The organism is Bariatricus sp. SGI.019 (assembly GCF_050315235.1).
GTDB lineage: Bacteria > Bacillota > Clostridia > Lachnospirales > Lachnospiraceae > JAFBIX01.
The window spans coordinates 58,224-80,125 of the sequence record NZ_JBNPOQ010000006.1 but is presented as its reverse complement, the minus strand read 5'-3'; the positions used below and the strand labels follow the sequence as shown (position 1 = coordinate 80,125).

Here is a 21,902-nt window from a genome sequence, read left to right as displayed (position 1 = left end):
CCCTAATTATTACTGTAATTCTCTTCCCACTCTTCTTCTGTTAACCTTGGCATATACCACCCTGCATTTGCATTTTGATCTGACTTGATTACCTTATTTGATAAATACTGGAAACTTCCGTCTTCCATAGGTTTTATCATCAATTCACTGGTGATTGCCTGATCTAACATTCTGATTTCCCATACTGCTTCTATCGTAAGTTTTAATGTTCCATCTTGTAATTTTTCATATGAGATAACTTCCGGATATGGCTCATATGGGAATTCACAATCATATAACCCTCGCGGTCTGTATCTAAAAGTTCTATTATCAGAGTTATAAAAAGTTCCTTTTTCAATCTCGCTATTACTAAATGGTAAATAGGTCTTTATAACCTCTTCAAACTCATCTTTTGGAACTTCATATTCTGCTCCACCATAATTTGCTTCATATGGAACTTGCTTTCCATATTTCATATAATACATTTTTTCATAAAGATCATAAAAATCAAGTTCCGTATAATTCTGGTTATCCCAATTTGTAATCAACAGATTATTAAGTGCATACCCCAACGGCATAACATATTTTCGATTCAATTCTCGGCATGTTTTATCTAATGGCTGCACTCTGAATCCAGTTTCACCCGGTGCTCCATTAAATCCCGGTGGGTGATATTCCTCCAGAAACAAGTATCCTTTTTCTGTATATTTCCACTCATATGCTTCATATTCATCATAATAATTAGCCTGTGGGCTATTATCCTTCCATTTAACCTGACATAATCGAACATTTATCTTTCCATTCATTGACTCTAAATGATATTGTATAATTTCCCCTTCATCAAATACAACAACAATATCTACTGCTGCCTGTTCTTCTTTCTCTGCTGCTTTGCAAAAATCTTCTACTTTTTCACGATTGACCATATCAATCTGATTATCACAATCTACTGCCGCATATCCTTTTTCTTCCAGACAATTGATAATTTTTCTTTTCGCCTTTAATGTATTTAACTCCGACTTCTCCTTCATATAAACAGACCGAAAAGTTTGCGCTGTTTTTTTTACTTCTGCATTCATTTCAGATTCTACGGTTTCTTTCTTTTCTTCTTTTTCCGTAATTCGATTTTGGCCGCATCCTGTAAAAACAATAAGAACTATCAATATCATCGCAATTTTCTTACATATGTAATAATTCCACATAAAAATTTTTTTATTCTTCAAAATACTCATCCAATATTGTTGCATCTTTTTTAACAACATAACCACTTCCACCGATTCCTTTCTTCTAATTTTTTTGTTCCTTAAATCTTACGCTTGTAATATTTAAAAATCAAGTCTATTTTCAGGAATTGTATACTCCAGATTCACCATCTTTATGTGCGATATATCCTATTTTATTACCATCCTCTATATCTTCTCCATTTTTGTTACCCTGTCATTTTAAAGAACATCCTTACTTACACTGTTACATATTTTTCCGCTTCTTCTTTGCACTTCAACGTATTTCCATGCCCAATTACATATTCCATACATTCTTTTCCCTGCTCTTCTTTTCCGATTCGGTAGTAACATACTCCCAGCAGGAATCTGCGTGTAACCTCATAATAAGGCAACTTTTCCGTATCATTTTCCAGTAATCTTACTGCTGCCTCATCTTCACCTTTCAGCATCAAATTTTTTGCCATAAACAGTGGATTCTTTTGAAATACTTTCCCTGCTTTTTCTAATGTAGCCGAATAACCTGCCGCATCTTTCTCCTGATATTTCTTCGACAGTTCGAGATTCGTCATGACCTGCTGCCAGGAACGTCCCTCTCTTTTTCCTTCCCATTCATTCTTTATATACTCTTCTGCCTTCTGCAACTGCCCATTTATGATCAGTGCAACTACATATTTAGACTCAGCTATCAGCATGACACTTTTTTGAAATCCATGATAATCCAAGCTCTTTCCGTACTTTATCAACTCTTCCAGCATTTCTGAATATTTTTCTGCATCACATTGCTGTGACAGAATCCGGTCAATTTTTGAAAAATCTCTGAGAATGTCCCTGATTAAAATGAATATACCTGCAATCAGATCAACCACCACGCAAATCCACAGAAGCCAGGGATCTGTCGTGACCCAGCCCGGCTGCTTCACATCGAAAAAGAGTACTGTCTCCTGATGCGGGAACGGATTTCCTTTGAAAATACTCACCACACAGATCAATGCTGCATAAATCAACAGCACATTCCGTATCATCCTGATGCGTCCATTTTTCTGCTTTTCATAAATCTTTTTTATCTGCTCTTCCATTTTCTCTACCTCGCTGTCACACTATTTTTGTACCTACAACATAATTATACATAAATTAATATTGTAGCGAATCTCTGTTCGGTTGTACAATATCTACTGCTGCCTGTTCTTCTTTCTCCGCTGTTTTGCAAAAATCTTCCACTTTTTCACGATTGACCATATCAATCTGATTATCACAATCTACTGCCGCATATCCTTTTTCTTCCAGACAATTGATAATTTTTCTTTTCACCTTTAATGTATTTAACTCCGACTTCTCCTTCATATAAACAGACCGAAAAGTTTGCGCTGTTTTTTTACTTCTGCATTCATTTCAGATTCTACGGTTTCTTTCTTTTCTTCTTTTTCCGTAATTCGATTTTGTCCGCACCCTGTAAAAACAATAAGAACTATCAATATCATCGCAAATATCTTACATATGTAATAATTTCCCATAAAAATTTTTTTATTCTTCAAAATACTCATCCAATACTGTTGCATCTTTTTTAACAACATAACCACTTCCACCGATTCCTTTCACATTCTCAACCATACTGATAAGAAGAATTGGTTTGTCCACGCTTTTATCTGCCGTAAACACCGAAAACCACCCGATTTCTTTGCCAGAAGTATCTTCTTTCGTTGCCTTCAACTCGGCTGTCCCTGTTTTTCCAGCCAGCAAAATATCGTCACGATGTGCAGCATATCCGGTTCCTTCCGGATCATTTACAACACCTTCCACCCCTTGCATAATTTCTTCTACATTTTCTTTGCTAAACGCATTTTCTATCCATGTTTCACCGGATGCTTCTTCTTTGTATTTCAAATACGGTTTTATCATATTCCCTTCATTTAAAAATGAAGTATAAATACTTGCCAGATGTAATGGATTTACAAGAATCTGACCTTGCCCATAACCACTATCTGCCAATTGTATTTCTGTTTCTATTTTATCTGTATTGGAATATGTTGATTCCTGCATCGCAATCTCAAACGGCATATTCTGATTAAATCCTATTTCATTTAAAGTATTCATAAAATTCTCACTACCAATTTTAAGAGCTGCCTTTGCAAAATAAATATTATCAGAATAGATAATTGCATTTTTCATAATAACCGGTTCATATTCATGAAGTGTTGTCACTTGATAAGATCCCCAAGACGAATCTTTCTGCCATGCCAAACCTTCATTTCCAAAATCTTCTTTTGGATCTATGCTTCCCGTTTTCAACCCAATTCCTGCCACAACTGGTTTAAATGTTGAGCCAGGACACCATACTTGACGGAAACGATTATATAATGGTTTCTTTTCATCTTCGTTTAATGATGTCCATTTCTCTGATGATATGCCCCGTATAAATTCATTATTATCATAAGATGGGGTACTTACCAAAGCCAATACTTCTCCCGTATAAGGATTCATTGCGACAGAACACCCCGGATCTTCTTTAAACTGCTCGTATAATGATTTTTGCAAATCGGAATCTATCGTTAATCTTATATCCATACCATCTTCTTTAAAAATACTTGCAAGAACCTCTTTTACTTCCCCATCACTATCCAAAATCTTTATATCACAACCATCTTTTCCTTTTAATTGCTTTTCGTATAACTTTTCCACCCCAGATCTTCCGATTACACTTTCTGCTGAATATCCTTCCCCTGGATGATTTTCCAAATCTTCTGCTGTTACAGACTGTACATAACCTATTAAATGAGCTGCTGCCTCCCCTAACTCATAGGTTCTAACTTCCACATCTGATAGCATAACCCCTGGAATTTCCAAAAGTTTATTCTGACAATCCTGCTCCTCAAGTGTCTTTTCTTCTGGCTGTATTTTCATTAAATCTATTTCTTCTACTTTCGGAATAGTTTCAATTGGTACAAAAGAATCTTCTTTTACCCACTTTGCTGTGAGTTTGTTATTTATTGTTTCTACATCTATCTCTAATAACTCCGCTATTTTTTCAATAGATACATTCCTGTCTTCCAGCTTTCCCGGTATAATGCCAACTGATGTTGCTACTCCTTTTCCTGCAAGCATTTTACCATCTCGGTCTAATATTTCTCCTCTCTCCGCTTTTGATGTAGTAACACTTATTTTATCATCACTCTCTAAATCTGGAAAAATCAGGCTATCCTGCCATACTAATTTATATCCCTGTTTCGTCTTCTTCAGTTCCGCCATATTGTCAAATTGTATTGTTCCGGCAATTGTATTACATGATGTTTCATACGAAAGCGTAACTGTATCTGCTTTTTTCTCTTTCACAGCTATATGACTGATTTTAATGTCACTGACCTCTATTCCTTCGTATATCTTAGAATTTCGTTGTATGTATTCTTCTTTTGTCAGATAAACTTTTTCATCTGAATCTATCATAGTATACATTACTTCATATTCCTTTTTTTCAATATGGTTCATATATTCCACAAGTGTGTCTTCTGGTGATTCCGTTATCGTCCTTTTTAATAAAACACCTCCTGAAACAGCAATTACTGTTATAGCTACTATCAGCCCAAAAATCTTACAAACGTAAGATTTTTGGATATTTTGCTTTTTTCGTCTTCTTTTCATAGATATTCCTTTCTTCTAATTTTTTTGTTTCTTAAATCTTACGCTTGTAATATTTGAAAGTCAAGTCTATTTTCAGGAATTGTATACTCAAGATTCACCATTAGACTATCACACTTTTTCTCCTGCCTTTTAATATGCCGGAACACCATATCCATAAATATTACTACTTCCGATACTGTAACTTCGTCTTGCCACTTTATCTCCACTGTTACCTTCTATGGTATTGACGGTTCCACCACTGACACTCTCTACAATTCCAACATGGTCAATCGTTCCATTATTCCCCCAGTCAAAGAAAATAATATCTCCTACCGCCGGGGTATAACTGGCGTCCCGGAACCTGCCTTTACTTTCAAACCATTTCACACCGTCCGAACAAAGAGAGAATTTTGGAATAGCTCCACTCTGGATATAACCACTCTGGTCTGCACACCATGACACAAAGCAGGCACACCACTCTACTCGGCTTCCAAATCCATACCAACTCCAGTAGGTTGTTCCGCCTTTTCCTTCCTGAGATGCTGCTACCTGAACGATTGCCTGATTACCGATGCCTGTCGGGATTCTTCCAAATGCATAATACTGAAGCACATGCGGTACATACTGCTTGTCCCCATAACTGCTCCACCCCATTCTCTGTGCCATCATATCAGAAAATTCTGCTGCATTTGCAAGGGTATATCCACCTCTGGCTTTCGCCCATTCCAGATATCCATTTCCATAGTTGTAACTTTGCAATGCCAGTTTAATATTTTCCATATCCAGAGGATTTTTTACCCCTGCACGTTCCAGACAGCTTTTTATTTCCTGCACACCACAAGAAATCGAATACTCTGGATCTGTGATTCCATTTGGCTGTCTGGGATATTTTGTATTAAAGCTCCCTTCTGAACACTGCATCGGGTCAAGTCCTCTCCCACCTGATTCCTGCATCATAATGGCTTTGATTAGTTCCACATACTCTCCAATGCCATATTGCTTTGCATACTGACGGATTAGTGGTTCGTATGCTTCTACTTCTGCACTAACCGAAGAAACCGTACTGGAATTATCCCCACCTGTCATGCATAGAAATCCACCAAATAAAATGACGATAATCAAAATCATAACCGCAATCCAACCGCCTGCAGTCAATGCACTCAGTAATGCTTTTGTAGCTTCCATCAACGCTTTTATCGCATGTGTTACCGCTTTTGCTGTCTTTTTCACTGCAATCGTGGTATCTCGTGCTGTCTGTCTTGCTGTCTGCACTGCTTTTTCTGCCTTTTTCATGGAATAATGCATTGCCTGGACATAAGCATTTGCTGTCTGCTCCGATGTTTTGATACTGGTCTTTGCCGTTTGTTCTGCAGTCTTGACCGCTTTTTCAGAAGTCTTGATAATACCTTTTCCGGTATTCTTTACAACCTGTTCCGATGCTCTCCCGGTCTTGATGGTTCTTTTATCCCGTTCAATGGTCTTGATTTTTTTGACAGCAAGTTCTTTTCCCTGCTTCTGTGCCGTTTCTCCGCCTGAAGACGGTACTGGTCGGATTTGTTCTTTCGGCTGGTAAACTGTTTCTTCGACAGGCGAAGAAACAGAAGTTTTCTCTTTCCTCCGTTCAATAATCTTTCCTGCCTGTCTGCGTACCTGATGCCCTGTTTCGTGAAAAATGTGGTCAGCATACTCGCTGGCCACATCTTCTGCATAACCTACCGGATTATTCTCTCTATCACTGGATTTCTCCGTCGATTGCATGACAGTTTCTTTTGTTCTGACATAAGACTGCTTAATATGGTCTGTCACTGTAACCGTCTTATCTAATACTTTAATATCCTTATGGACTTGGCGTGTTTTTATCTTACGATCCATCGCTTTCCTCCATTTGAATTTTTATCTAGCGTTCATGATTGGTTTCTTTTTTGCTCACCTGTGGCAACTCCCGACAGTATTCCGGGTACTTTATGCGGATTGCTTCATAGAAATATGGTGCATAACCACAATCAAACATCTCGTATGGAGTAGACAAACTTTCTTCTCCCTTCTCCACATATCCATTCCATAAGTTAAAAGCCAGTCTCGTCAATCGTGCCGATCCGCCTGTTTGCCACCCTTCATGCAGTGCTTCCGGTTTAATCAAACGCTCCTTAAAATCAAACATGCGATCAACATGATTTCTGGTATCTTCAGAAATTCCCACACAATAAAAAAATGAACTGTAATAACTGTCGTGCTTTCCGCATTTTGCTAACATCTGATAAAAAAACTTTTCGTGTTCCTTTGATGAAAATCTGATTTCTGACATAGTTGCCTCCTTTTCCGGCACTAAAAAAGCGCCACAAATTGTGACGATTTCCAGTGCGTTGCTTTTCATTATTCAAAATATTTTTAGTTTTACATTCTTCCCCGGTTGATACTGTCCTCTCCCGGCTTTGTGGTCATCAGTTTATACAACCTTGTATTGGTCGGGAATCTATTGACGAACGGTACAAGTGAACTTCCGTATTTCACCAAACCGCAACCGGCATCTGCATTTGTGATATATCCCATTTGCTCAGTGGAGATATTCAGAAGTGTTGCCAACTTTGCTCTGTCCGGCTCTGCCTGATTAAGCATCACGATATACTCACTGTTGGAAATCATCGTACTTGCAAGAACAGAATCTAACAGATATTCCACGTTCTGGGTAATTGCTGTCGGAAATGCATTACGCTTACGAAATCTTCGCCATGCAGAGTTAAAAAATGCTCCGGAATACTCATTTTCAAATACTACATGAAACTCGTCTAAGAAAATATGGGTTCGTTTTCCCTGTTTCCAGTTCTCCGTTACCCGGTTCAACATTGCATCAGTGATTACCAGAAGTCCCATAGTCTTTAACTGTTTTCCTAAATCCAGAATGTCGTATACCATGATACGGTTATTCACATCAACATTACTTTCATGTGCAAATGCGTCCAGACTTCCATTGGTAAATAATTCTGATACCAGTGCCAAATCCTGTGCTTCCGGTTCTTCCTGTTCTAAAAATTTTTCACGCAGCACCCGCAAAGTCGGCACTGCTCCGCCATGCTGATATTCCTCATAAACTTCTCCTACACATCGGTCAATAATGGAACGTTCCTTTGCATTGATTCCTTTTTTATCCAATTGCTCAAACAGAGATAAAATAAACTGTGACTTCTCAATCACTGGATCACCGCCATCTCCATATCCGTCTACCATATCCATTGCATTGATATGGTCCCGGCTTCCTGCAGCAATGCGAACCACTTCTCCGCCCATTGCTTCAACTAATGATGCATACTCTCGCTCTGGATCACAAATCAGGATATCGTCCTGCGTTGCCAGTGCCAGGAATACAATCTGCATTTTTGCATTAAAGGATTTTCCACTTCCCGGTACTCCTAAAAGGAATGAGTTTGGATTTAACAGTTTTTCTTTATTGCACATGATTAAGTTATGGGAGATTGCATTTTCACCGCAATAGATTCCTCCTGCGTCCATAATCTCCTGCACCCGGAATGGCATCAACACTGCTACACTCTCCGAAGTCAGTGTGCGGACTGCCGGAATCTTTCGGTGTCCGATGGGAAGTGCTGTATTTAGTCCGTCCATTTGCTGAAATTTCAAAACTGAAAACTGGCATAACTTTTTCCGTCCAATGGTCAGAAGTGTTTCCGTATCTGCGTCAAGCTGCTTTTTCGATTCTGCAGTATGCACCATAGTCAGTACACCGAACATCATACGCTGGTCACGTGTAGTCAGATCATCCATGAACTCTTTACTTTCTTTTCTCTGCTGTTCCAAATCATAAGGAATCACTGCGGAAAAGTTGTTATTCGCATTCTGCCGTCTCTGCCAGTTCGTGATATTTGTCTCCACACCAAGCAGACGTTTTTCCACTTCCTGTACTGCTTCATCAGTCGGGACCGGAATCACATCAATGCTCAACATCAGATTTCGATTCATGTCGGTCAGTTCTGCTATCATATCGTCTTTAATGTAAGAAGCATACTCCCGAAGAAAGAGTACCCTTCCGTAACGCTCTCCCATGCGGAAATAATCTTTTTCAAATTCAAAAGTATCCGGGCAGATATAATCTTTGAAGCTGTGCCCTTTTCTCATACTCTCCTGAATATCAAAATGGAAACCAGATTCTTCTCCTGTACGGTAAAAATCATGCAGAATCCGTAACTTATCTTCTCCATTTACCTCTGCACATTTGGAACCCAGTCTTGCAAAATGGCTGTTCAGCTCTGTTGTCACTCGTGCAAAATACGTTCTCGCTTCTTCGATCGTTTTCTTATAGCAGGATACTGTCACATATTTTTCCTGCACCATGCTGTTGGAACTGGTTGCCTTATCTAAAAGCATGTTGTTATACTCTTTCCGGTATAAATCCAATCCGTCCTCCTGCATCGGAATCAGAATTGCTTTTTCAAAATCCACTTTATTCAAGCGACGATTATTGATCGTTATTTTTGTTGTTCCACCGCAATCGAACGAATTTAATAAATCCATATATTCCAGGAACATTGTTTCCTTATCAACTTTGCTCGCCACTGCATAGTTAATATCGGTAAATTTATAAGTACGTACAAATTTATTTCTCCCGATTTTAAAAATCCCATCTGACCAGATGGTCTCGATGGGAATTACCTGCTGTACGCTTCTTGGAATTACAAATTTTTCTTTATCCTGCTTGAAGATATTACTCAGCGTTTTCATCATTTTTCTTGCGTCCCTCCTTCTTCAGACTTTCTTTCTCATATTTTTTAATGACTGGTTCTACCGCATCAAAATAAAGATTTTCTGACCGGAACACCAGTTTTTTCGGCATCAGGATTTCCGATTTAATCCATGCCCAGATAAACTGCTCCGCTGTCATTCCATGATATTTTACAAACCCGAACACTACACATGGGGCAGCTCCCAGTACACAAATCCAACTCACTGTTTCCATACTCATGTATGGGTGAAGCAAAAAATAAAGCCCAACGGCAATCCCGCAGGCTAATCCTGAAAAGATAAACTGTCTTAGGGACAATCCGAAAAAGATTGCTTCCGTGTAATCCCTGATTTCCTTGTTAATTTTTACTTCCAAAACGATACACCTCCAAATCGCACATTTGTTATATTTTTCCTGTTCTGTTACACTTTGGGTAAATGAAAGGGGGACTGACCTATGCCAATCACTGTTATGATTTCACTTGTTGTTACCGTTGCTCTATTCCTGATTTCTCTGCTGTTTCGGATTGCTGCCAGATTAAATCTGACCTTACCACTGTTATACTTCCTTGCTGTTTCCACGATTCTGAATCCATGGGCAGCAAGCCATGAGAAACTTGCATTTGCAATCCTCTATCTGCTGACTGCCTTTTCTATTCTTAGCTGGATTTCTGCTATACGACGCAAGTGGCAGGAACATCAATACTACAAAGCTATGAAAGACGATATGTCATTCCAGATTTCTCGTGCCAGACAGAAAGGGATTCCTTTAGATTCTGTTCATTTCGACTCTCAGGGAAATATGAGATATAATGACAGCAAAGACATTGTAGAATAGGCTCATAACATACTCTGTTTTTTATAATCCCATCATTTCCCGTACTACTCGGTCTGACATTTTCACTGCCCCGACCAGTACAAGCATATTAAAAATCAATTCCCCGATATAACTCCACACCATGGTCACTGCTGCTGCATCTGGATCAACTACTGGCGGTGATGATGCAAATAGTGAAAAAATAATGCAGGCAAGCACCACGATTGCTCCTTCCAGACACACTGCTGCATAAGACTTTAAAAAACTTCTTCCGATATTCTGGCTTGGTTCTCCTGCAAAGGAAGATAACGGAATCGGTGCAATGGCTGTATAAAGATATAATCGAAAAAATCTTCCATATACACTCATAATCATAATGAAGCTCAATACCGTAATGAACAGTCCACCGATCAGTGTCACCGCCCATAGTGGGATACTTTCAAAAAATCCACAATCTTCTACTGCCTTTATAATCTCGTCCGGTAATACTGTATCTTCCGTACTTCCAAATCCTGCTGTCTTCATAATCGTACTCGTTACTCCCTGTACAATATTAAAAAGTGCCATCATCAATTCCAATCCATACGTGACTACGCCTTTTGCAATCGCAAAGCGTATAAAAATTTTCAATGCGTGTTCCGGTCTTTTTACCTCTGTGAAACTGCCACAAGTCTTGACCACTCCGACTACAAAGAAAAGCACTAACAAAGCATAGCCGATTGCCTGCAATGCTCCATGGATCTGCACAATCACCTGCCAGATACCGCCACCCTTAAAGGTCTCCGGCGACTGTGTGAGTATCTGCCAGATTTCCGCAAGTTTACTGTTCCAGGTGTCCAAAGCATTTTGCAAGTTCTGTACTACCCAGTTATCTGACACGTTCTAAACACCTCCTGTCTTAGTCGGAACGGTGCGGCTCCATAAGGACCTGCACCGTCCCATTTCTTTTATTTTTCTATTCTTCTTAACCCGTAATCAAATTCAGGATTTCTTTTGCAAATGTAATGATTACACCACCTGCTAATGTTAAGAATCCATTGGCTCGCTGACTTGGATCGTGAGATTTCAGTGATAAACCAACCTGCACAATTCCAAATCCCAGTAAAATCATTCCGATAGCACGAATCAGTCCAAAGATAAATGTGGACAGATTATTGATTACGGTCAGTGGATCGTCTGCTGCAAATACGGTACTTGCTCCTGCTGTCATAATCAGTACCATTGCAATATACACTGCCATGGCACGTTTCATTTTTACTGTCATTGGCAGCTTTTTCGTTACTTTTATTGTTTCTTTCTTCTCCTGCTTCTTTCGCATATCTAATTTCATTTTTTGATTGCCTCCTATATATTTTTCTTGGATTTACACATATTTCTGGATAATTTCTTCCAAATCTTCATCAGATAATAATTCGTAATCTTCCGATTCCAGTGCATCGTCTGTGAGTTCACCTTCTAAGCTGTCTCCCAGTGAGATACTTGCCACTGCCCGGTCAACTGCTCCATGCAGATATGGTTTTCCGTTTCCGTCAGTTGTAAGTCCCACATTGGGGTGCTTTAAAATATCAAATTTCTCGTCTAAAATTGGTCTTTCTCCACGAATAAAAAGAATCGCATATCGGTTATCCAACATGCGAACTTCATCGGGTGTCATCAGCTCCCGCCCTGTATTCTGATAATTGGTGGAATAATTCCCAGAATGTCCCGTTGACTTTCCATAGGTGTTCGTGTCAATCGTTGCCTTTCCCAGAAGTTCGCTGACATATTTATGCGTCCCCTGCTCGTTGCCACCCAAATATAAAAATTCGTCACAGTTTCCCATAATGCTTTCCCACTGCTTTTCGAACAATGCCTTTAACTGTGCCAGATTCTGCAAAATAATACTGACTGATACTTCTCTGGAACGCATAACGGACAGAATCTTATCGAAGTCATCTGGCAGTGAAACATTTGCAAATTCGTCCATGAGGAAATGCACATGAACCGGAAGTCTCCCGCCGTATTTATGGTCTGCCAGATAGAACAACTGCTGAAATAACTGGGTATACAAAATTGACACCAGAAAGTTGTAACTGGTGTCGTTGTCCGGGATTAACGCAAATAAAGCCACTTTTCGCTCTCCCAGTGATGGCAGGTCTAAATCGTCCGTTGCGGTCAGTGCTGCCAGACTGGATAAGTTAAATTTTTCAAGTCTTGCTGCTAATGTGATTTGAATGGATTTTAATGTCTTGGCACTACCAGAGTGATAATCTTTGTAATACTTCACTGCGATGTGTTCCGGGTTCTTCATTTCCAACCGCTCGAATAGTTCATCAAGTGGTGACTGGTACTGGTCATCATCCTCTCTGACTTCTCCGGCACGTAACATTTCCATTACCATCGGGAAATTCTGTTCTTCCTCTGGTGCTTCATACCGTAAATAGAAAATCAGTGCCAGCAACAGCATGGAAGCTGCAGTATCCCAGAATGGATCGTTCGACTGACTTCCCTTGGGTGTAGTCGCTTTGAACAGGTTCGTTACCAATCTCTGCACATCGTTATCGTCCTTCAGATATACAAACGGGTTATAGCAATGGCTCTTTTCCATGTTGATCAGGTCAAGCACTCTTACCTCATATCCTTTTTCTTCCAGAAGATACCCAGTATCTCTTAGATTTTCTCCTTTTGGATCTAAAACCACAAAAGAAGTATTCGCCTGCATCAGATTCGGCTTTGCAAAAAATCTGGTCTTTCCGGAACCAGAACCGCCAATTACAACCGTCAATACATTTCGCAAATGTTTCCTCATGTTATAACTGATCTGCACATGCATGGTCAGCAACTTATTTTTTGTAAACCGCTTCTCCTTGTATCTGCGATTTATTTTCTTCACATTTCCCCATTTAGCAGAACCATGTTCTTCACCTCGTCGGTAATGTTTCTTGGTAGAAATATAAATCCCGATTCCCATGCCGTAAGACAGCAAAAAAATAAGGACAGTTTTTACACTGTCCCCACATAACCGAATGGAAAACGGATGGTTCATTGCTTCCGGGACTCCATCCAGAATCCCCATAAGACCAGACGAAAGATAAGGTGCGACAAGTAACGCAAACCAGATAACCGGGATAATTCCAATCACCGCCAACATCAGACTGCTCTGCTCATCATCGTTCTTCATGGCTTCTGCGTCCTCGCTTTTCCTTCTCCGGCGGTACTTCGATTTTCTCAATGACTTTCATTAAAACATCATCGACAAGCTCCGTATCTTTTCCCTCTTTCAGCATCTGATTCCGCTTGTCCTTCAGGGAATGGAACACTACACCGCTCTCATATTTGTCCAGTTCTAACGTAATCGTATCACTGCTCATTTTGCATTCTCCTTTCCCGAATTTTTCTAGCGTGCTTCTCCCCGGTCATGCTCCTGTGCTTTCTGTTCTCCTGTTTTTGCTTCAGGTTCTTTCTGCTCAGCTTCTGTCTTTCCCTGCTGGCGATAATTCAGATTTTTATCCTGTTCCAACACTCTCGCCATTCTTCCGGAAATTGCATTGGCTGCATCTCTCGCTTTGGAAAGTTCCCCTCTTACCTCCTGCGGTTCCATATTTTCAAAGAACTCTGGTGCATGGGTAAAATCAAACTGGCTGATATCCATTCCATACTTTTTAGACAACATATAAGACACACAATATGCATGGAATGCATCTTCATTCCGGTCATAGTGCGGATTGCCTTCTGCATATCCTGCAAATACCAGTTCCGGCACAAGACTTTGAAAAATTTCCTGTGCGTCCATACCTTTTCTCACATAAATGCAATTTTCTTCCGGTTCAAAATATGCCCCCTTTTCATCAGGCATCTGATCAGGCTCTGCTGCAACAATATTTGCCGGAGGATTGCTCACTAATGCCCGGATCAGGCTTCTCTCATCATACTGATTTTCTTTTGCCGTCTTATCCGTCATCGTTGTCTGGGAAATATCATACAACTTTTTCGCATTGTAATACGTTCCTATCGAACCGTCTTCACGTTCATAAGTCTTTCCCGGCTCCATGATCAAAATTGGATTTTGACGCTCCATACGTTTTACATAAGTTCCATGGTCTCTCCAATATCCATAATCCCCTAATCTCTGTGCATCTGGTCTCTGTGCAAGAATCAGAAGTGCATTATTTGCCGTATAACGGTCAAAGGTACTCTGCACGTCCAGATATTTCTGGAACATCTGACCGTCTGTCGCTACCTGTGCGGTTACCTGTTCTGACAACTCATAGCAACGATTCCGGTTATTCTTACTCTCTGCGATAAATGCCTGTACCTTATCGTCCTGTGGTACGGCAGATACATTTAATAAAGAATCAAAACTGTTATCCATAAAATTTACCTCTCTTTCCCTTTTCTTGGCTTTCGTTTCTGTTGTGGCTGTTGGTGGCGAATCTGATTCCGGTCTTTATTGCCCTGATTTCTCACCGGATCATTTCTATGCTCACGCCGCTCCGCTTCTTTCTTCCTTGCATTCTGTATCTCCCGGAGTTCTTTTCTGACCGATGGTTTCTCTGGTTTTTCCGGAGCGTATAACTTAGAAGTACCCTCTGCGGTTTTCTCTTGCTTCTTTGAGGTAGGCTCGGACAGACGGGATTTGATCGTCTTTGCCAAAGAGGGGTTTTGCTCCTTACCCTCTTTCTTCACCGGCTCTCCAAACAACTCGTCCATAAGCTGATCCTCCTTGGATTTCTGTGGATAATCTTTCTCCGGCTCCGCCTGTCCCTGTTTTTCCTGCTGAATCTGTACCTTTTCCGGTTTCTTTTCCTGCTTCTCCGATTTTCCGGCTTTCGCTTTTTCTGCACGTGTCCGTTCAATTTCCGTCTTAATCTTCGCCGCTTCTGTAACAGATGCGAACTGGAATCTGTCTACGATACGGTTGATTCTTGGTGCATCTTCTTCCTTTACAATCACATCTACCAGTCCGTCACTGCTTCCTTTAGGATTTCGGACTGCACAATACAACACGCCATATCGTTTTGCTTCCTGCACAAACTGCTTCAGGTCACTTTCTTTCACTGAAAACACCGTCAGTGGTCTACCCGATTTGACCAGTGTCTCAAGTCTTGCCCTGCCTTTTGTCTTTTTCTTCTCTTTTAAGACTGCATACAACATCACTGCCAGATGCTTCGCACCTGTACCGCTGATCTTCAATGCAGCTTCACCGACTTCCAGAGACATTCGTACCACCTGGTCAGCGGCTTCGCCTGATGTGTTCATGGCTTTGTTCCTCCTTCTTCTCTTTTTCTTCCCGCACCATCTTAAATTTTTCTTCAATCACCTTGGAACGTGCGGCAATCCCATCGCAAACCACCACCTCCCTTCTGAGCGTTCCAATTTCTTCTGTCAGACCTTTGATCTGTTCTTTCAGCTCCTGTATTTCTTCTTCCGGTCTGTTTGCCCGAATCTTATAACGCAAGTGTTTCCGCTCCTCCACACACTGCTCCATTTGTTTCTGCAAACGGTCTTTCAACGAAAAAAGCTGCTCCGCAGTATCAATGTGATAGTGGCAGAGCAGCTTTGTCTCTTTGGAAATGGTATTCAGTTTTAATAAATCCTCTCGGAACAATACATGAATTTGTTTGGCAGACATTGACGGGCGGTTCTTCGGTAGGATTCCTAAAAGATAACAGTAATGCAGATACAATCCCCGAAGTCCTCCGATCTTTCTTGTCTGCTTGAAGTTGCCGGATACCCGAATCCGGTAAGTCTTACGAACCGAAAGTTTCTTCTCGGCAGGTAATTCATTTTCTTCCAAAATCCGAACCCGGATCGCTTCCAGTGAATAATTCTCTCCAAAGTTACGCTTTAACTTCAGACCACGCTCCCGCCCTTCTGGACGAATGGTAATGTCTTTTCCAAACTTAAAAGAATATCCTTTTTCCCGCAAATAAAAAAAGAACTGTTTTTCAGTCCTCGCTTTTCGGATTGCCTCATCAACATCTGCTTTTACCATGCTGTGATAACTTGGCTTTCCTTCCTGTTCCGCCTGCCACTGGGCATAATGTTTCCCTTTTCCTTGTTCCGGCTTCTGCACAACCGACAGCTGATATTCTTTGCATAAACGGTCAGATACCTTTCGCATATCCCGGTAGTCCTGATTCGTTCGATGGTATCTTTTTCCGTCAAGAAATGAAACTGAGTTCACCACAAAATGATTGTGCAAGTGATTTGTCTTATCCAAATGAGTCGCAATCAATACCTGATACTGACTGCCCCACAATTCTTCTGCCATCTTCTTTCCAATCTCATGTGCCATTGCCGGATTACATTCTCCCGGTGCAAAAGACTGGTATCCATGAAACGCTACAATCCCACCTTCCTTTCCAAAACGCTTTTTGACTGCAATCATTTCTTCTCTTGCGGTTGTCGGTGAACAATTAACTCCGGATACATACTGTTCCATCAATTCTTCCGATTCTCCGACAAGTTCCATTTCCATAGATTCAGATTGTATCAGTCTGGTCTTTTCTTCATTTACCGCATAGGTAATTACATCATTAAGTCCCTGTAATTGCCCGGTTTCATTTTCTGAAACCAGTTCCTGGTTCGTCTGTTCTTTGGTCTTATCTGGATTTTTCGCATAATTGATTACTTTTCCCATCCAACCTTTAATGCTCCAGATTGATGTCACTGCCATAATTCATTTTTCTCCGGAAGTATCACTGTTTCTGTAATCTTACGGACTACTTCATTAAACTTCCGCACTTCCTTATCGTAACGCTGCACATCTACCACATTTAACACATGTGCTTTCTGTGCGATCTGATTTAAGTTATTTCCAATCTTATGCAGCTCCCGCATCATAGAATAATAATCTGGCGGCGGTGCGTCTCTTGGAACAACACCAGAAATCAACTGTCTCAGGTAAGCTTCCCGGTTCAGTCCGCTTTTCTTTACTTTCTTATCCAGTGCTTCTGCTTCTTTTTTATTCAACCGGAAAAGAATTGCTACATTACGTTTTCTCAACGCTCCATCTCCTTTGCTTTCTGTATAGAATCTGGTTCTTGGCGAATCTGGTGTTTTTCTTTATCGTAGCTGTAAACTCTGTCTGAGAGAACCTCCTCACGCTTAACCTCTGCCCGGTTTACTTCCCGCACCATTTCGCCCAATCTTCTTGGTTCAACTTCACCATTATCCGGTACAATCAAAACTTCATGGACTGATGACGGAAGAACATAAAATCCTTCTGGAAAAAGCTGATTAAGTTTATTTAAAACCTCTGGTTGAGTAATCATAGATGCTCCATACTGCTTTTCCATATTCGTAAGTACATAGGCTGTTTCATGCGAACTAAGTCCAAATTCCGTTGTATTCTCATCTAATAGATTCTTTACAAATGCGTCTTCATCAAAAAGGCTTTTCCATGTTCCAAACATTGTCTGAAGAACTGGTGTATTTATCGGCTGTGTGTTTGCCCTTGCCTGTTGAAACAACGCTTTTTCATCAATATTCCAAATACTGAGATATTGATTTCTTATCTCCATAGTCGCTTTTCCTTCTCTGGAATCTACTGGGAAATCCACATAGCAGATAGCAGATAAATCTTCAATATTTTCATGAGGCATTTCCTGCAGCAGCTTTCGATTTGCCTGTGTGTTCACAAGTTTAATTGCCAGATGCTCTTTTAACGAATCATAATTTGTCAGATCAATCCCGCTATTCATAAATGGAGCCCGGCTCGATTTCTCTATACAACTTGCAATCCTGTTCATTACACGCTCAACAGGTTCCCCTTGTCGGATTTCATCAAAGAATTGTTCCATATAAATAATCGGACTTGCATTTCTTTCCGGAAGATTTACCTGTACTCCTATTAACTGAATTCCATTATTTTTATTTTTCTGCACGACCTGAAAATCTGCATCTTCGTACTCTGGTGGAAGATAATTACGAATATCCTTTGCCACTCCTTCCGCAAATACTTTTTCTGCTATCATTTCTTCTGTTCCCCTTTCTTCTGTTCCACTTTCTTTTTGCCCAACTTCTTTAAATACGCTTCATAACGTTTTGCTTCTTTTTTCTTATTTCTAATTGTCAAATCAATACTTGCCATTTTCTTTCTCCTTCACTTATTTTCTGTTCACCTGTAAAATGCACATTGCACTTACACCGACCGCACTTCCTACAAATATTCCTGCAACAAATAAAATCATTTTCTTCATGTCTCCTGTTTCTCCATATTGTAAATTTTTCTAAGGGTTTCAGGGATTCTCCCTGACAAGCTGCCGCTGGACTGACAGACAGGAAACCTGTGTGGCAATCCAAAGGCGTTGCTTGCTAGTATTGTGTATTCCTCTGCACCCGTCTCGCTGTTCCGGGTATCAGAGAATTTACCGTCCGAAAAACAAATGCTTTCCTGGCTGCAATTCCAACATTGGATTTGTACAGCAACCACATTTTGTACAAGCAAATCCACACTCTTTACACTCCTGACCACAATCATGTCCGAAGTCTTTTTCCTCTTTCAGTTCACATCGCCCACAGGTTTTACACAAATATTCGCACTCTGTGCAGCGTACATTTTCATCAGTTGCCATACATTCTTCACTCGCCGGACAATACTTTTGACAGCTTTCACACTGCTCCGTACAGCTTTCTTCTGATACCTTTTCAGCAATAATTCCAAGCAATCCGTCCTGTTCTTTTTCTTCTTTCACCTGTGTTTCCAGAAAAATCTTCAACAGATCTTTACTGTCCACATCATCTTCCATCGTTAAAATCAACTCTTTTTTATGAACCAGTGACAGCTCATACTTCACTATTTTCATGTAATTCCGTCTCCTTTCTTCCTGCTCACCGTTCCCATAAGCGGCTGCTTTTCTGATTTTTTGACTTTTCCCGCCTTGTTAATCCAAGATTTAATCTCAGACATAACATATCATTACAGTCTTTTCCTTTAGCTGGTGGTTGATCTTTTACATGATATTTTTCGGGTGCAACCGTCTGGATTGCTTTTGTTGCAAGTCTTCCGGTGCGATCATTATCCAGATGCAATACAATTTCTTTCACGTCTGTATGTTCCTTTAGAAATTGTGCCAACGCTGCCGGAATTTTGCTTTTTTCAATCTCTTTTGCAGGCTGATATACCCCCGCCAACGACAATAAATGCTCCGTCTGCCACTCTTTCCCGTCCAGTTTCTGCATCGTTGCATAAGATAACAGGTCAATCGCAGATTCAAATACATGAACCTGATCACTCATTTTCCCTGCCGGAATTGAAAAAGAATAGTTCTTGTCACTTCCATTTGCTTCTCCGATAAAATCCGTATTGATTCCACGAAGTGCTGCATATTTCGGTTCTCCCTGCTGATCCATGCCAACAAAAACGGCATTATGATGATACGCACTCTCATAAATTCTTCCAGTTTCTATGCAGAATCGAATAATTTCTTTATCAATTCCCCGTCCGGTAAGATAACTGAATACATTTGTGTGATACCGATTTTCTTTTGGTAACAGCAGATGTTTTTCCACTGGAAGCTGTTCTGATACAGAAAGAGGCGGTTGAATATTCGCCCGCTCCGCAAGCAATTCAACCGCCTCTAAAAAGCTGTATCCTCTTACTTTGATTAAATAATCCAGTGCTGACCTGCCACCAGTTCTCTGGCTCCACCACATCCATTTACCATTAGATATCTTCAGACTGTCATGCGTTCTGGTAGTATAAGTGTTACCGGAAAAATGAACCAACTCATATGGTTCATAATTTTTCAGATAAGTCAGCAAGTCCATTCGCTTTACTTCCTGCACAACCTGAGGTGGTATATATGGCATAAGCTCCTCTCCTTTCCTGCCCTGAATTGATATTTTTCATATCCGGACATAAAAATAACCGGGTAATTTCCCTTTTAGGAAACCACCCGGTTATGTAGCATTTTCATGCTAAGCAATTTCTTTCTCGTCCAGAGCTTTGACTTCTTCTACTGTTAGTTTTGCTATTTCTGCAATTTCTTCATATGACAATTTTTTTAATTTCAACAAACGCTCTGCTACTTCTATCAATTCTTCTTTTCGCATTTCTTCCATCGCTTTGCACATAGTCGCAACTCCTTTCTCATCTTCTTTGAAATATCGGACTCGATCTGCCAAGATTTTATATTTCATATCCTTGGCATCGGTACAGGAAAAATCATGCATCAACATTCCTAATGCGGATTCGTCTTTAATTTGTGAGTTCACATATATAATATGTGATTCATCGCCAAATAATTCGCCTGTTTCTTTTACCGTTCTGTCAATATGATAGATTGGTAATCCCGCTTTCATTATATCATTTTCTGTAATAAAAATAACATAGGATTCACACAAATTTTCATATTTTTCACCAGGCTCTGTCACATTTGCGTCGATAAGGCTGCTGTTATATCTTGCTCTTTTCACTCCGGCACCCTTATCACTTCTTTGTATCTCGATATTGTACACTCTGTTATTCGCATCAACAGCCAAGATGTCCAGTCTTACCGAACGTCCCTGCAAATTCTTAATATCCTGCTGTCCGTTCACTCGCAATACTTTCAAATCTGTCCTGTTTAAAATAATTTGAAGCAAAAATTCTGTACACGCTTTATCCTCAAATACTTTTTGCATGAAATCATCGTCCAACAATCTCAGTCCCCTCAGACGCTGTAAATCTTCTTCATGCTTCCGGTCAAAATCTAATTCTTTTGTAGTATTCTCTGCCATAGTATCACCTCTTTCTTTTTCCGTATCTTCCTTTTCTTCCGTTTGTTTATAACAGATTAACATAGTTTCTTCTCCTATACAAGCTCCATGTTTTTACTAATCCAACTTCAATAACTCAATAATCTCCATCGCATGTGCAATCCCTAATAAATACATCTGCAACCGTTTCCAACAGTTTATATCGTCTTCCACTAAACAAAATTTCGCCAAAGCTTCTGTCTCTGCATAATTCAAATCCAATGCTTTCGTGACCCCATTGCTGTCGGTAATCATATTTAAGAATGGATATTCATCCAGTAATGCATGGTCTTCTCTCTGCAACTCAATAAATTGTGGCGATTCCTGCAGCAATCTTTCACATTCATTTTCAAGATAATCTACAAACATTCCCATTAAAGGCGGTAAGTGATAAATATCAAAATCACTGATTTTCATGTTTTATCACTCCAATCTTTTTCATATATTCATAACAATGGATATGTCCGTACAAATAATGGTACAAGCGTTCTTTGTTCTCTATTTTATCTCTGACTTGCAAATACTCCAATACTGCCTGATGTTCCTGCTCTGATATTCTAACTTCACCGTTATCATCTAATAATTTTTCTATAACTGGATACTGGTTCAGCAATTCTTTTCTCTTTGCGCAGAAAGTCTGATATTCCTCGTGTTCTGCAAGTAATTCCTGAACCGTATCTCTGTCTACTTTTTCCAATAGAATTCCCAACCACTCAGGTAAAACAATATCGTTTTCTGAAAATAATGATTTCATGCTCTACTTCCTCCTGTTCTTTTTTGCTAACTATAACAAGTTTCTCAGGAGAAAACGACTGTGC

Annotated in this window: 25 protein-coding genes; 1 reads left to right on the top strand and 24 read right to left on the bottom strand. The window is 40.0% G+C overall.

The window, feature by feature from the left end; genetic code table 11:
• Nucleotides 1–2: 2 nt before the first annotated feature.
• The 9 genes from ACQRD1_RS05155 to ACQRD1_RS05115 form a co-directional block, all read right to left on the bottom strand.
• Nucleotides 3–1,211: a DUF6070 family protein gene (locus ACQRD1_RS05155; RefSeq protein ID WP_235232923.1), complete on the bottom strand. Its 1,209-nt coding sequence runs from the start codon at nt 1,209–1,211 to the stop codon at nt 3–5.
• A gap of 227 nt (nt 1,212–1,438) precedes the next feature.
• A complete protein-coding gene (locus ACQRD1_RS05150; RefSeq protein ID WP_026649394.1) occupies nt 1,439–2,278 on the bottom strand; it encodes a hypothetical protein in 840 nt (279 codons plus the stop codon).
• A 55-nt stretch (nt 2,279–2,333) separates the two neighbouring features.
• Nucleotides 2,334–2,543 carry a DUF6070 family protein gene (locus ACQRD1_RS05145; protein WP_028087876.1) on the bottom strand — a complete coding sequence of 70 codons (210 nt, stop codon included), beginning with the start codon at nt 2,541–2,543 and terminating at the stop codon, nt 2,334–2,336.
• Entirely contained in the window at nt 2,540–2,734 is a 195-nt protein-coding gene (locus ACQRD1_RS05140) for a hypothetical protein (RefSeq protein ID WP_028087877.1), read from the bottom strand. Before ACQRD1_RS05140 ends, ACQRD1_RS05145 begins: the two co-directional genes overlap by 4 nt.
• A complete protein-coding gene (locus ACQRD1_RS05135; RefSeq protein ID WP_195508604.1) occupies nt 2,724–4,835 on the bottom strand; it encodes a penicillin-binding transpeptidase domain-containing protein in 2,112 nt (703 codons plus the stop codon). The genes ACQRD1_RS05140 and ACQRD1_RS05135 overlap by 11 nt, the downstream gene beginning before the upstream one ends.
• Before the next feature lie 129 nt (nt 4,836–4,964).
• A complete protein-coding gene (locus ACQRD1_RS05130) occupies nt 4,965–6,686 on the bottom strand; it encodes a lysozyme family protein (RefSeq protein ID WP_235232918.1) in 1,722 nt (573 codons plus the stop codon).
• A 25-nt stretch (nt 6,687–6,711) separates the two neighbouring features.
• Nucleotides 6,712–7,119 carry a DUF6075 family protein gene (locus ACQRD1_RS05125; RefSeq protein WP_055181113.1) on the bottom strand — a complete coding sequence of 136 codons (408 nt, stop codon included), beginning with the start codon at nt 7,117–7,119 and terminating at the stop codon, nt 6,712–6,714.
• Between the two features lie 89 nt (nt 7,120–7,208).
• Complete coding sequence (locus ACQRD1_RS05120; RefSeq protein ID WP_427786995.1) at nt 7,209–9,548, bottom strand: VirB4-like conjugal transfer ATPase, CD1110 family; 2,340 nt, start codon at nt 9,546–9,548, stop codon at nt 7,209–7,211.
• Nucleotides 9,529–9,921: a PrgI family protein gene (locus ACQRD1_RS05115; RefSeq protein ID WP_055171577.1), complete on the bottom strand. Its 393-nt coding sequence runs from the start codon at nt 9,919–9,921 to the stop codon at nt 9,529–9,531. Before ACQRD1_RS05115 ends, ACQRD1_RS05120 begins: the two co-directional genes overlap by 20 nt.
• Before the next feature lie 81 nt (nt 9,922–10,002).
• On the opposite strand from ACQRD1_RS05115, the gene ACQRD1_RS05110 reads away from it, so the two are divergent.
• Entirely contained in the window at nt 10,003–10,383 is a 381-nt protein-coding gene (locus ACQRD1_RS05110; protein ID WP_427786994.1) for a hypothetical protein, read from the top strand.
• 21 nt (nt 10,384–10,404) lie between these two features.
• Here the strand turns inward: ACQRD1_RS05110 and ACQRD1_RS05105 are convergent, their stop codons facing one another.
• The 15 genes from ACQRD1_RS05105 to ACQRD1_RS05035 form a co-directional block, all read right to left on the bottom strand.
• Nucleotides 10,405–11,241, bottom strand: coding sequence for a hypothetical protein (locus ACQRD1_RS05105; RefSeq protein ID WP_235232916.1), 837 nt, complete (start codon nt 11,239–11,241; stop codon nt 10,405–10,407).
• Nucleotides 11,242–11,326: 85 nt separating this feature from the next.
• A complete protein-coding gene (locus tag ACQRD1_RS05100; protein ID WP_427786993.1) occupies nt 11,327–11,692 on the bottom strand; it encodes a glutamyl-tRNA amidotransferase in 366 nt (121 codons plus the stop codon).
• Between the two features lie 33 nt (nt 11,693–11,725).
• Nucleotides 11,726–13,522, bottom strand: coding sequence for a VirD4-like conjugal transfer protein, CD1115 family (locus ACQRD1_RS05095; protein ID WP_270366780.1), 1,797 nt, complete (start codon nt 13,520–13,522; stop codon nt 11,726–11,728).
• Complete coding sequence (locus ACQRD1_RS05090) at nt 13,509–13,712, bottom strand: hypothetical protein (protein ID WP_005342524.1); 204 nt, start codon at nt 13,710–13,712, stop codon at nt 13,509–13,511. Before ACQRD1_RS05090 ends, ACQRD1_RS05095 begins: the two co-directional genes overlap by 14 nt.
• Nucleotides 13,713–13,738: 26 nt before the next feature.
• Nucleotides 13,739–14,713: a hypothetical protein gene (locus ACQRD1_RS05085; RefSeq protein WP_427786992.1), complete on the bottom strand. Its 975-nt coding sequence runs from the start codon at nt 14,711–14,713 to the stop codon at nt 13,739–13,741.
• A 5-nt stretch (nt 14,714–14,718) separates the two neighbouring features.
• Nucleotides 14,719–15,600 (bottom strand): DUF3801 domain-containing protein, encoded by an 882-nt coding sequence (locus ACQRD1_RS05080; protein ID WP_427786991.1) that lies wholly within the window; start codon nt 15,598–15,600, stop codon nt 14,719–14,721.
• Nucleotides 15,575–17,020 carry a relaxase/mobilization nuclease domain-containing protein gene (locus ACQRD1_RS05075; RefSeq protein ID WP_427786990.1) on the bottom strand — a complete coding sequence of 482 codons (1,446 nt, stop codon included), beginning with the start codon at nt 17,018–17,020 and terminating at the stop codon, nt 15,575–15,577. Before ACQRD1_RS05075 ends, ACQRD1_RS05080 begins: the two co-directional genes overlap by 26 nt.
• Nucleotides 17,011–17,349: a plasmid mobilization protein gene (locus ACQRD1_RS05070; RefSeq protein WP_427786989.1), complete on the bottom strand. Its 339-nt coding sequence runs from the start codon at nt 17,347–17,349 to the stop codon at nt 17,011–17,013. Before ACQRD1_RS05070 ends, ACQRD1_RS05075 begins: the two co-directional genes overlap by 10 nt.
• A complete protein-coding gene (locus ACQRD1_RS05065) occupies nt 17,346–18,320 on the bottom strand; it encodes a DUF5688 family protein (protein ID WP_427786988.1) in 975 nt (324 codons plus the stop codon). Before ACQRD1_RS05065 ends, ACQRD1_RS05070 begins: the two co-directional genes overlap by 4 nt.
• A 132-nt stretch (nt 18,321–18,452) precedes the next feature.
• Entirely contained in the window at nt 18,453–18,545 is a 93-nt protein-coding gene (locus ACQRD1_RS05060; protein ID WP_427786987.1) for a DUF3789 domain-containing protein, read from the bottom strand.
• Between the two features lie 168 nt (nt 18,546–18,713).
• A complete protein-coding gene (locus tag ACQRD1_RS05055) occupies nt 18,714–19,151 on the bottom strand; it encodes a hypothetical protein (protein ID WP_427786986.1) in 438 nt (145 codons plus the stop codon).
• A 25-nt stretch (nt 19,152–19,176) separates the two neighbouring features.
• Nucleotides 19,177–20,157: a DUF3991 and TOPRIM domain-containing protein gene (locus tag ACQRD1_RS05050; RefSeq protein ID WP_235232910.1), complete on the bottom strand. Its 981-nt coding sequence runs from the start codon at nt 20,155–20,157 to the stop codon at nt 19,177–19,179.
• 108 nt (nt 20,158–20,265) lie between these two features.
• On the bottom strand, nt 20,266–21,066 hold the full coding sequence (locus ACQRD1_RS05045; RefSeq protein WP_173739917.1) for an Rpn family recombination-promoting nuclease/putative transposase: 801 nt from the start codon (nt 21,064–21,066) through the stop codon (nt 20,266–20,268).
• A 96-nt stretch (nt 21,067–21,162) separates the two neighbouring features.
• Nucleotides 21,163–21,501, bottom strand: coding sequence for a hypothetical protein (locus ACQRD1_RS05040; RefSeq protein ID WP_173739900.1), 339 nt, complete (start codon nt 21,499–21,501; stop codon nt 21,163–21,165).
• Nucleotides 21,488–21,838, bottom strand: a complete 351-nt coding sequence (locus ACQRD1_RS05035; protein ID WP_173739899.1) for a DUF6664 family protein — start codon at nt 21,836–21,838, stop codon at nt 21,488–21,490. Before ACQRD1_RS05035 ends, ACQRD1_RS05040 begins: the two co-directional genes overlap by 14 nt.
• Nucleotides 21,839–21,902 lie beyond the last annotated feature (64 nt).

Bases quoted from the DNA above. Each gene is read 5' to 3' on its own strand.
- ACQRD1_RS05155 (WP_235232923.1), bottom strand. From the start codon at position 1,211: ATGAGTATTTTGAAGAATAAAAAAATTTTTATGTGGAATTATTACATA.
- ACQRD1_RS05150 (WP_026649394.1), bottom strand. From the start codon at position 2,278: ATGGAAGAGCAGATAAAAAAGATTTATGAAAAGCAGAAAAATGGACGC.
- ACQRD1_RS05145 (WP_028087876.1), bottom strand. From the start codon at position 2,543: ATGAAGGAGAAGTCGGAGTTAAATACATTAAAGGTGAAAAGAAAAATT.
- ACQRD1_RS05135 (WP_195508604.1), bottom strand. From the start codon at position 4,835: ATGAAAAGAAGACGAAAAAAGCAAAATATCCAAAAATCTTACGTTTGT.
- ACQRD1_RS05130 (WP_235232918.1), bottom strand. From the start codon at position 6,686: ATGGATCGTAAGATAAAAACACGCCAAGTCCATAAGGATATTAAAGTA.
- ACQRD1_RS05125 (WP_055181113.1), bottom strand. From the start codon at position 7,119: ATGTCAGAAATCAGATTTTCATCAAAGGAACACGAAAAGTTTTTTTAT.
- ACQRD1_RS05120 (WP_427786995.1), bottom strand. From the start codon at position 9,548: ATGATGAAAACGCTGAGTAATATCTTCAAGCAGGATAAAGAAAAATTT.
- ACQRD1_RS05110 (WP_427786994.1), top strand. From the start codon at position 10,003: ATGCCAATCACTGTTATGATTTCACTTGTTGTTACCGTTGCTCTATTC.
- ACQRD1_RS05100 (WP_427786993.1), bottom strand. From the start codon at position 11,692: ATGAAATTAGATATGCGAAAGAAGCAGGAGAAGAAAGAAACAATAAAA.
- ACQRD1_RS05095 (WP_270366780.1), bottom strand. From the start codon at position 13,522: ATGAAGAACGATGATGAGCAGAGCAGTCTGATGTTGGCGGTGATTGGA.
- ACQRD1_RS05090 (WP_005342524.1), bottom strand. From the start codon at position 13,712: ATGAGCAGTGATACGATTACGTTAGAACTGGACAAATATGAGAGCGGT.
- ACQRD1_RS05085 (WP_427786992.1), bottom strand. From the start codon at position 14,713: ATGGATAACAGTTTTGATTCTTTATTAAATGTATCTGCCGTACCACAG.
- ACQRD1_RS05080 (WP_427786991.1), bottom strand. From the start codon at position 15,600: ATGAACACATCAGGCGAAGCCGCTGACCAGGTGGTACGAATGTCTCTG.
- ACQRD1_RS05075 (WP_427786990.1), bottom strand. From the start codon at position 17,020: ATGGCAGTGACATCAATCTGGAGCATTAAAGGTTGGATGGGAAAAGTA.
- ACQRD1_RS05065 (WP_427786988.1), bottom strand. From the start codon at position 18,320: ATGATAGCAGAAAAAGTATTTGCGGAAGGAGTGGCAAAGGATATTCGT.
- ACQRD1_RS05060 (WP_427786987.1), bottom strand. From the start codon at position 18,545: ATGAAGAAAATGATTTTATTTGTTGCAGGAATATTTGTAGGAAGTGCG.
- ACQRD1_RS05055 (WP_427786986.1), bottom strand. From the start codon at position 19,151: ATGAAAATAGTGAAGTATGAGCTGTCACTGGTTCATAAAAAAGAGTTG.
- ACQRD1_RS05050 (WP_235232910.1), bottom strand. From the start codon at position 20,157: ATGCCATATATACCACCTCAGGTTGTGCAGGAAGTAAAGCGAATGGAC.
- ACQRD1_RS05045 (WP_173739917.1), bottom strand. From the start codon at position 21,066: ATGGCAGAGAATACTACAAAAGAATTAGATTTTGACCGGAAGCATGAA.
- ACQRD1_RS05040 (WP_173739900.1), bottom strand. From the start codon at position 21,501: ATGAAAATCAGTGATTTTGATATTTATCACTTACCGCCTTTAATGGGA.
- ACQRD1_RS05035 (WP_173739899.1), bottom strand. From the start codon at position 21,838: ATGAAATCATTATTTTCAGAAAACGATATTGTTTTACCTGAGTGGTTG.